Consider the following 7,924-nt stretch of genomic DNA (forward strand, 5'->3'; position numbering starts at 1 on the left):
TGCCGCCGGCTTGCGCGCGCGTCATGAACCGGCTGGCCGATCGCGTGGAAAACGACGCCGACCCCGATCCCGGCGATGACATCGCCGCCTTGCGGCTTGCGGACATGCCGCAACTGGCGGACGCGCTGTCGCAGGCGCTGCCCTTGCTGGACGGCGCCAAGCCGCCCGACACCGACCCGTTGGTCGCGCTGGCGCCCGTCCGTCCGCGCACGCCCTGGCGCGTGCTGGCCCGCACCTACCGGCCCGGCCCCACCACCGTGCGTTACCTGATCCGGCTGGGCCTGTGCCTGATCGCGGCCGAGGCCGTGGCGCTGGCCGCGTCGTTGCCGCGGTCTTACTGGGTGCCGCTGATCGTGGTGGTGATCTTCAAACCCAACTTCGGATCGGTCTTCGCGCGGGCGCTGCAAAGCTGCGGCGGCAGCGTGGTGGGGGTGGCCATCAGCGCCACGGTGCTTGCCGTGGACCGCAGCGGCGTCGCCAGCCTGCTGACGGTGGCGTTCCTGGCGTCGCTGCTGCCCTGGTCCATCCGCCGCAATTACGGCTTGTTCTCCGCCATCCTCGTGCCCATCCTGATGCTGCTGATCGGAGCGTTGCAGCCCGGCACCTGGACCATCGCGTTGGCGCGCCTGGTCGACGTGGGCGTTGCCGCCGGCATCGTGCTGCTGGTGGGCTATCTGCCGTGGATCCGTATCGAACGCCACAACCTGGACCATGCCGTGTCCGCCGCGATGGACACGCTGGCCGCCTACCTGAACGCGGTCTTCCAGGCGGCGCCCGCCAGCCGCCACAACCTGCGCGCCAGCGCCTATGCCCGCTTGTCAGACCTGCGCATCGCGCTGCAGCGCGGTCTGTCCGAACCGCGCCTGGTCAGCCGGCGTGCGCTGGCGTGGTGGCCCGTGGAGGTGGCGCTGGAACGCGTGGCGAACGCCATTTCAGATACGGCGTGGTCGCTGCCCGCCGGCCAGGCTGCGCCCAGCGCCGCCCAAGTGGCCGCGTTGGCGCAAACGTTGCACGCCATGAGCCTCGCCGTCGAACACGGCGAGGCCGTCTCCGCCGATGCCATCGCCGCGCCGTCGCCCGCGCTGGCCGACGTGGCCGCCGAACTCGAAGCGCTGCGCGCCACGCTGGCCGGTCCTGATTTTGCCGCCGCGCCCGGCGCGGGCGCCCCCAAACACCCCATCCACCAGGTCTGAACCATGTGTCTTGCCGTATTGGCCCTGCATGCCTTGCCGGGCATCCCCGTCCTGATCGCCGCCAACCGCGACGAATTCCACGCCCGCCTGACGCATCCGGCGGGCCAGTGGTCCGATGCGCCAGAGGTCTATGCCGGCCGCGACGGCTTGGCCGGCGGCACCTGGATGGGCGCGACCACGCGGGGCCGCTTCGCGCTGGTGACGAACTTCCGCGAGCCGGGCCGGCACCTGGACGCGGCGCCTTCGCGCGGCGCGCTGGTCGAAGATTTCCTGCGCGGCGGCGAGGCGCCCGGGGAATACCTGGCCCGGGTCCACGACGCGGGCCAGGCCTACAACGGCTTCAACCTGATCGTGGGCGATGCGCGGCAGGCCTGGTATCTCAGCAACCGCGACGGCGCCCCCCGTGCGCTGCCGCCCGGCATCTACGCGTTGTCCAACCACCTGCTGGATACCCCGTGGCCGAAGCTCGCCCGCACCAAGGCCGCCTTCACCGCCGTGCTGGAGCACGCGCCGCAACCCGACATGCCCGCGCTGTTCGCCGCGCTGGCCGACCGCCAGGGCGCGGAAGACGACGAGCTGCCGGCGACCGGCCTGCCGCGGGATCGGGAAAAACTATTGAGCAGCCCGTTCATTGTCAGCCCGAACTATGGCACCCGCAGTTCCAGCGTCTTGGTGCTGCATGCCCACGGCACGGGCCAACTCGATGAACGGCGCTTCGCCCCGGACGGGTCGGTCAGCGGCGAGAGCCGGCTGACGTTCACCTGGCAGGGAGGCTTCGCCGGCGATATGCTTGCCGAATGCGGCTAGGCGCGCGAACTCGGCGCGCGCATCCCGGTCGAAACCCGTGTCATCCCCTCCAGGAGAACATGATGAACAAGCGCATTGAACGCTGCACCCTCGCCGCCATGATGGCGGTGGGCAGCATGGCCATCGCCGGCGTCCTCTCGACCGCGCAGGCGGCGTTGCCCCCGATCAAGCACCAGGGCGCAGTGCAGTACGTCAGCGGCGGGATCGGCATCGACGAATCGGAAGCAATGAAGGCAGCCGCCAGCGACTACCCGCTGGCGCTGACATTCGCCGCCCAGCGCGACGGCAAGGCGGACTACGTAGCCAGCGTGGGCGTCGCCATCCGGGACGCGCAGGGCAAGGAAGTGCTGAAGGCCACCGCCGAAGGCCCGTACATGCTGGTGAAGCTGCCGGCGGGCGCCTACAAGGTCTCGGCCACGTACGAGGGCAAGGCCCAGGAGCGCGACGTCACCGTGCAAGCCACGGGAACCGCGCGCGCCGTTTTCGAATGGAAGTAAGGGGTGCACGCGTGGCGCGCACCGGAACGTTTTCCGCCCCCGCGCCGCGCGCCGTTCCCGCGCCTTAGACGCCTGAGAACAGGATGGCTATCACGAAGCCCACGCTGATCGCCCAGACCAGCGAACGCAACGCGCCCCACCCCGCCACATACATGGCCAGGTAGCCCAGGCGCACGCCCAGCCAGCATGCCATCAGTGTGGCCACATGCGCGGGCGGCGCCTGGGTGTAAAGCGCGAACAGCACCGCCGCGTAGAAGAACGGCAGGGCTTCGAAGGTGTTGATCTGCGCGGCGTTGGCGCGCGCGCGCCAGCCTTCCTGACGCGCCAGCCAGGCGCGCGGATCGTTGTTGTCGTATTTCTTTCCGCCCGCCTTGGCGACTATCGTAGAGACCCACGGCAGGAATGCCGCCGCCAGCATCAACCACGCGATCATTTTCATTTTTGGCTCCAGGTGGGCAGACGGACCGCGAGCCCGCCAAGTGCGGCGCGGCTTTGCGCTGCCGAGAGCGGCATCGTCGCCTGAAACCCCTGGTTGGGCAAGCGGGTGCGCTTACACTTTGCGCTTTACGTCAGCCCGCCCGATCCGATGCCGTTCCTGTCGCCGTGGTCCGCCCTCTTCCTGTCCTCTGCCCTGCTTTGGCCGCCCGCCACCCGCCCCTGGGCGCTGGCGCCCCTGGCCGTCGCCTGGGGCTGGGCATGGGCGGATGGCCTGATCGATCCGAGGGCGCTGGCAGCGCCCGCGCTGCTGCTGATCGCAGCGATGTGGGTGCGGCCGGCATCCGGCGCCGCAGCGCGCGCGGCCGGCCACATCCTGTTCGTGGCCTTGGCCGCCGCGCTCTTCCTGCATCTGCTGCCGGGCTTTCACAATCCCCAAGTCATCGCGCCCGCGCTGCTCAGCCCCGATGCGGTGCCGTTCGGCATGTACCTGAATCTGGACAAGCCGCTGGTGGCGTTCTGGGTGGTCCTGGCGTTGGCGCCACCCATGACGGGCGCCAGCGCGCGCAACACCTTGGCCGCCGCCGTGCTGGCGCTGGCCGCGGCGCTGCTGGCATGTCTGGGGGTGGCGCTGGCGTTGGGCGTGGTCGGCTGGGCGCCCAAATGGCCGGACGCGGGCTGGATCTGGCTGGCCAATAACGCGTTGCTGGTGACGCTGGCCGAGGAAGCCCTGTTCCGCGGCTATGTGCAGCAGCAACTGGCCACGCGCTGGCAGCGCCATGCCTGGGGCGGCCGGGCCGCCGTGGCCGTGGCCGCCGTGCTGTTCGGCATGGCCCATTACGCTGGCGGCTGGCAATGGATATTGCTGGCCGGCCTGGCGGGCGCGGCCTACGGCACGGCATACCGCTACGGCGGACTGGCCGCCGCAGTGTTGGCGCACCTGGGCCTGAACGCCGCGCACTTCGGCTTGTTCACGTATCCGATGCGCGCGGTGTTCTAGCGCCGCCGGGCACCGGCCACGGCGGCAGGCGGCTTTACGGCAGCGCCGGATAGTCCGTGTAGCCGGCTGCGCCCTGCGAATAGAACGTGGACGGTTCCGGCGCGTTCAGCGGGGCGTCCTGTTCAAAGCGGCGCGTCAGGTCGGGGTTGGCGATGTACTGCACGCCAAACGCCACGGCATCGACGCGGCCGGCCGCGACCGCGGCCTCGGCGGATTCCCGCGTATAGCCTTCGTTGCCGATATAAACGCCGCCGAACGCCGCCTTCAGTTGCGGGCCCAGGCTGTCTTCGCCTTCGTGTTCGCGTGCGCAGATGAACGCGATGCCGCGCTTGCCCAGTTCAGCCGCCACATAAGTGAAGGTGGCCGCCGGATCCGAATCGCCCATCGTGTGCGAATCGCCGCGCGGCGACAGGTGCACGCCCACGCGCCCCGCGCCCCAGACCTCGATGCACGCATCCACCACTTCCAGCAGCAGGCGCGCGCGGTTTTCCAGCGAACCGCCGTATTGGTCGGTGCGCAGGTTGGTGCTGTCCTGCAGGAACTGGTCCAGCAGGTAGCCGTTGGCGGCGTGGACTTCAACGCCGTCGAAACCGGATTCCTGGGCCATCTTTGCGCCGTGGCGGTAGGCGTCGACCACGCCCGGGATCTCGGCCGTTTCCAGTGCACGCGGGGTGACGTAAGGGCGCTTGGGGCGCACCAGGCTGACATGGCCACCCGCGGCGATGGCGCTAGGCGCGACGGGCAGTTCGCCGTTCAGGAACACCGGGTCGGAAATGCGGCCCACGTGCCACAGCTGGGCCACGATCAGGCCGCCCTTGCCGTGCACGGCGGACGTGACCTTGCGCCAGCCCTTGACCTGCTCGGTGGACCACAGGCCCGGGGTGTCGGCATAGCCCACGCCCTGCGGCGTGACGGACGTGGCTTCGGTCAGGATCATGCCGGCGTCGGCGCGCTGGGTGTAGTAATCGACCATCAGGTCGCTGGGCACACGGCCCTCGCTGGCGCGCTGGCGGGTCAACGGCGCCATGACAATGCGGTTGCGCAGCGTCAGGTCACCGGCGCGCAGGGGTTCAAACAGGGAGCTCATGCAAAATCCTTCGGCCCCGGGCGAGGGGCGCAACGTGTAGGGCTGACTACATATCCTGGTTCAACTGCCGCAGGAACGCGGCAATAACGGGTTCATTGCGACGGAAAAAGACCCACTGCCCCACTTTCATCGCCGAGATCAGGCCCGCACGCTGCAAGACGGCCAGGTGCGACGATACGGTCGACTGCGACAAGCCGCAGCGATGATCGATGTGGCCCGCGCACACCCCATGCTCGAAACTGTGGCCCGGGCGCTCTTCGAAATGCGCGTGCGGGGCCTTCAGCCAGGCAAGGATGTCGCGCCGCACCGGATTCGCCAGCGCCTTGAGAATGGCGTCGGCGTCGATAGCGGGCTGCACGTCGGTCTGATCGGGGGTTGAAGGGGATGCGGTCATATTTATATATCGCAATTTATCGAATCTTATATCGTTGTTGTTCGATATATAGTCATGCCCCTGTGGCGATTGGGGCTATTGGTCCTAGTCGCCCTGCACCCGGCCGCGCAGGCGCTTGACTTCGCCATGCTGGACCTTGCGTTGCACCCGGCGGCGCTGCGACGACCGCGTTGGCTTGGTCGCGCGGCGCGGCTTGTCCACTTCAAGGGCGGACCGCAACATGCCGAGCAAGCGTTCGATGGCTTCGACCCGGTTTTTTTCCTGGCTGCGGAAGGACTGCGACTTGATGACGATCACGCCCTCTTTCGAAATGCGGTGGTCGCTGACGGCGCATACCGCATCCTGGACCTCGGGCGGCAGGCCCGACGCACGGACGTCAAAGCGCAGGTGGACGGCGCTGGAGACCTTATTGACGTTCTGCCCGCCCGCGCCTTGGGCGCGGATCATGGTGAACGTCAGGTCGCGTTCGTCCAAATATAGGGAATCTTGGATGTGGAACATAGGCCGGCAGTCTACAAGATCGGGCCGACGCCGGCGACGCGGGGGGGTGCGGATCCGTTGATCGCTGGGCGCGCGCGTCGCTACAATGCGCCGGCCTGCACGCGGGCAGCCCGCCCGCCGTCCCACTCCAACTACCCGCTCATCCCCATGATCACCTGCTATTTGCGCTACGTTATCGACGCCAACGCGATCGCCGAGTTCGAAACCTACGCGAAGATGTGGATTCCGCTGGTCGAGCGCTTCGGCGGCACGCACCACGGCTACTTCATGCCGTCGGAAGGCGCCAACAACATTGCGCTGGCGCTGTTTTCCTTCCCCAGCCTGGCCGCCTACGAAACCTACCGGCAAGACTCCCAGAAAGACGCCGAATGCCAGCAGGCGTATGCCTACGCAGTGCAAACCCGCTGTATCGTCAGCTACGAACGCAGCTTCTTCCGTCCGGTTTTCGACTGACGCGGCCGCAGGCCCCAAAACCCGCGCCGCGCGGGGTCATTCGCCGGGTTGGCGCCGCTGCAAGTAAAATAGTGCGCTTTTGCTCGACTATTACGGCGCCCGGCCACCCGCACCCCGCCATTACCCCCTATGACCTACTCCGCCAAAGAAATTTTCAAGACCCTGCAAGGCGAAGGCGCCCATGCAGGCCGCGCGGCGGTTTTTTGCCGGTTTGCAGGCTGTAATCTCTGGACGGGCCGCGAAAGCGACCGCGCCAGCGCCGCCTGCACCTTCTGCGACACCGACTTCATCGGCACCGACGGCGAAGGCGGCGGCAAGTTCGCCACGGCGGACCTGCTGGCCGACGCCATCGCCGCCTCGTGGGGTGCCGGCACGGAAGACCGCTATGTGGTCTTCACCGGCGGCGAACCCCTGCTGCAGCTGGACGCGGCGCTGCTGACGGCCATCCATGCCCGCGGCTTCACCGTGGCCATCGAGACCAACGGCACCGTCAAACCGCCGGCCGGCATCGACTGGATCTGCGTCAGCCCCAAGGGCACCGCGCCCATCGTCATCGAACGCGGCGACGAATTGAAGCTGGTCTACCCGCAATCCAACGCGTTGCCCGAAACTTTCGCGCATCTGGATTTCGAGCATTTCTTCCTGCAACCGATGGACGGCCCCGCCCGCGCGGCCAATACCGAGCAAGCCGTCCAGTACTGCATGCAGCACCCGCAATGGCGGCTTAGTTTGCAGACCCACAAATACATAGGCATTCCATGATTTACCCCGACGCCTTGCGGAGCACGCGATGATTTCCGTGACCCGCAGGCTGGAATTCGACGCCGGCCACCGCATTCCCGACCACCGCAGCCAATGCCGCAACCTGCATGGCCACCGCTATGTGCTGGAAATCACCCTGACGGGCGACGTGGTGCAGGCCCCCGGCGAATCCGACAACGGCATGCTGATGGATTTCTCCGAGATCAAGCACATCGCCAAGACCCACATCGTGGACGTCTGGGACCATGCGTTCCTGGTCTATGAAGGCGACGCGGCCGTCCGCGGCTTCCTGGATAGCCTGCCCGGCCACAAGACCGTGGTGCTGGACCGCATTCCCACCGCCGAAAACCTGGCCCAGATCGTCTTCGACACCCTGGCGCCGCAATACCACGGCCACTACGGCGCCGACCTGCGCCTGACCCGCGTGCGCCTGTACGAAACGCCCAACTGCTGGGCCGACTGCAACGGCTGAGGGTTCGCCCCCTCTCCGCCCCCTGCGCTCCCCGTCCCCGGTTTTCCACTGATGGAAAACCGCGTTCCTATCTAGCCAATTGAAAAAATCAATGGGGATATTCGCCATTTTCAATTATTAGTAAGCTAATAGATAGGATACAATCTATTCCATGAACTCACCTTCCGACTCCCAACTCATGGCTACCACCGCCAACCTGATGGTGCTGTCGCGCGCCTATCGCGGCGCCGCTGACAAGGCGCTGGCCGACTACGGCCTGTCGCAAGCCACGGCCTGGCCCGTCATCCTGGCCGGCCGCCTGGGCGACGGCGTGCGCCAGGGCG

Annotated in this window: 11 protein-coding genes and 1 pseudogene; 8 read left to right on the plus strand and 4 right to left on the minus strand. The window is 67.5% G+C overall.

The annotated features are described in order from the left end of the window. The 3 genes from HG262_RS30320 to HG262_RS30330 all read left to right on the plus strand — a co-directional run. A partial coding sequence (locus HG262_RS30320) for an FUSC family protein (RefSeq protein WP_211187850.1) occupies positions 1–1,193 on the plus strand: 1,193 nt, incomplete at its 5' end. A gap of 3 nt (positions 1,194–1,196) precedes the next feature. Then, a complete protein-coding gene (locus tag HG262_RS30325) occupies positions 1,197–2,000 on the plus strand; it encodes an NRDE family protein (protein ID WP_169274521.1) in 804 nt (267 codons plus the stop codon). 62 nt (positions 2,001–2,062) lie between these two features. Further along, positions 2,063–2,497: a carboxypeptidase-like regulatory domain-containing protein gene (locus HG262_RS30330; protein WP_169274522.1), complete on the plus strand. Its 435-nt coding sequence runs from the start codon at positions 2,063–2,065 to the stop codon at positions 2,495–2,497. 64 nt (positions 2,498–2,561) lie between these two features. Here HG262_RS30330 and HG262_RS30335 read toward each other — a convergent pair whose 3' ends face one another. Next, positions 2,562–2,936 (minus strand): MAPEG family protein, encoded by a 375-nt coding sequence (locus HG262_RS30335; protein ID WP_169274523.1) that lies wholly within the window; start codon positions 2,934–2,936, stop codon positions 2,562–2,564. 147 nt (positions 2,937–3,083) lie between these two features. Between HG262_RS30335 and HG262_RS30340 the strand changes: the two genes are divergently transcribed. Next, positions 3,084–3,932 (plus strand): CPBP family intramembrane glutamic endopeptidase, encoded by an 849-nt coding sequence (locus HG262_RS30340; RefSeq protein ID WP_169274529.1) that lies wholly within the window; start codon positions 3,084–3,086, stop codon positions 3,930–3,932. Positions 3,933–3,966: 34 nt separating this feature from the next. Here the strand turns inward: HG262_RS30340 and HG262_RS30345 are convergent, their stop codons facing one another. The 3 genes from HG262_RS30345 to arfB form a co-directional block, all read right to left on the minus strand. After that, positions 3,967–5,019: an alkene reductase gene (locus tag HG262_RS30345; protein ID WP_169274524.1), complete on the minus strand. Its 1,053-nt coding sequence runs from the start codon at positions 5,017–5,019 to the stop codon at positions 3,967–3,969. Positions 5,020–5,065: 46 nt separating this feature from the next. Next, positions 5,066–5,413, minus strand: coding sequence for a helix-turn-helix transcriptional regulator (locus HG262_RS30350; protein WP_169274525.1), 348 nt, complete (start codon positions 5,411–5,413; stop codon positions 5,066–5,068). Between the two features lie 84 nt (positions 5,414–5,497). After that, a complete protein-coding gene (gene arfB / locus HG262_RS30355; protein WP_169274526.1) occupies positions 5,498–5,914 on the minus strand; it encodes an alternative ribosome rescue aminoacyl-tRNA hydrolase ArfB in 417 nt (138 codons plus the stop codon). A 147-nt stretch (positions 5,915–6,061) separates the two neighbouring features. Here arfB and HG262_RS30360 point away from each other — a divergent pair, with 147 nt between their 5' ends. The 4 genes and pseudogenes from HG262_RS30360 to HG262_RS31105 all read left to right on the plus strand — a co-directional run. Next, positions 6,062–6,367, plus strand: coding sequence for an NIPSNAP family protein (locus tag HG262_RS30360; protein WP_169274527.1), 306 nt, complete (start codon positions 6,062–6,064; stop codon positions 6,365–6,367). Positions 6,368–6,496: 129 nt separating this feature from the next. Next, positions 6,497–7,129 (plus strand): 7-carboxy-7-deazaguanine synthase, encoded by a 633-nt coding sequence (queE, locus tag HG262_RS30365; RefSeq protein WP_169274528.1) that lies wholly within the window; start codon positions 6,497–6,499, stop codon positions 7,127–7,129. Positions 7,130–7,157: 28 nt separating this feature from the next. Then, positions 7,158–7,601, plus strand: coding sequence for a 6-carboxytetrahydropterin synthase QueD (gene queD / locus HG262_RS30370; RefSeq protein ID WP_006224440.1), 444 nt, complete (start codon positions 7,158–7,160; stop codon positions 7,599–7,601). 151 nt (positions 7,602–7,752) lie between these two features. Next, positions 7,753–7,924 (plus strand): annotated as a pseudogene (locus tag HG262_RS31105) (MarR family transcriptional regulator); the annotation flags it as partial.

Origin of the sequence: Achromobacter sp. Bel, assembly GCF_012928505.1 — a bacterium.
Taxonomy (GTDB): Bacteria; Pseudomonadota; Gammaproteobacteria; order Burkholderiales; family Burkholderiaceae_B; genus Achromobacter.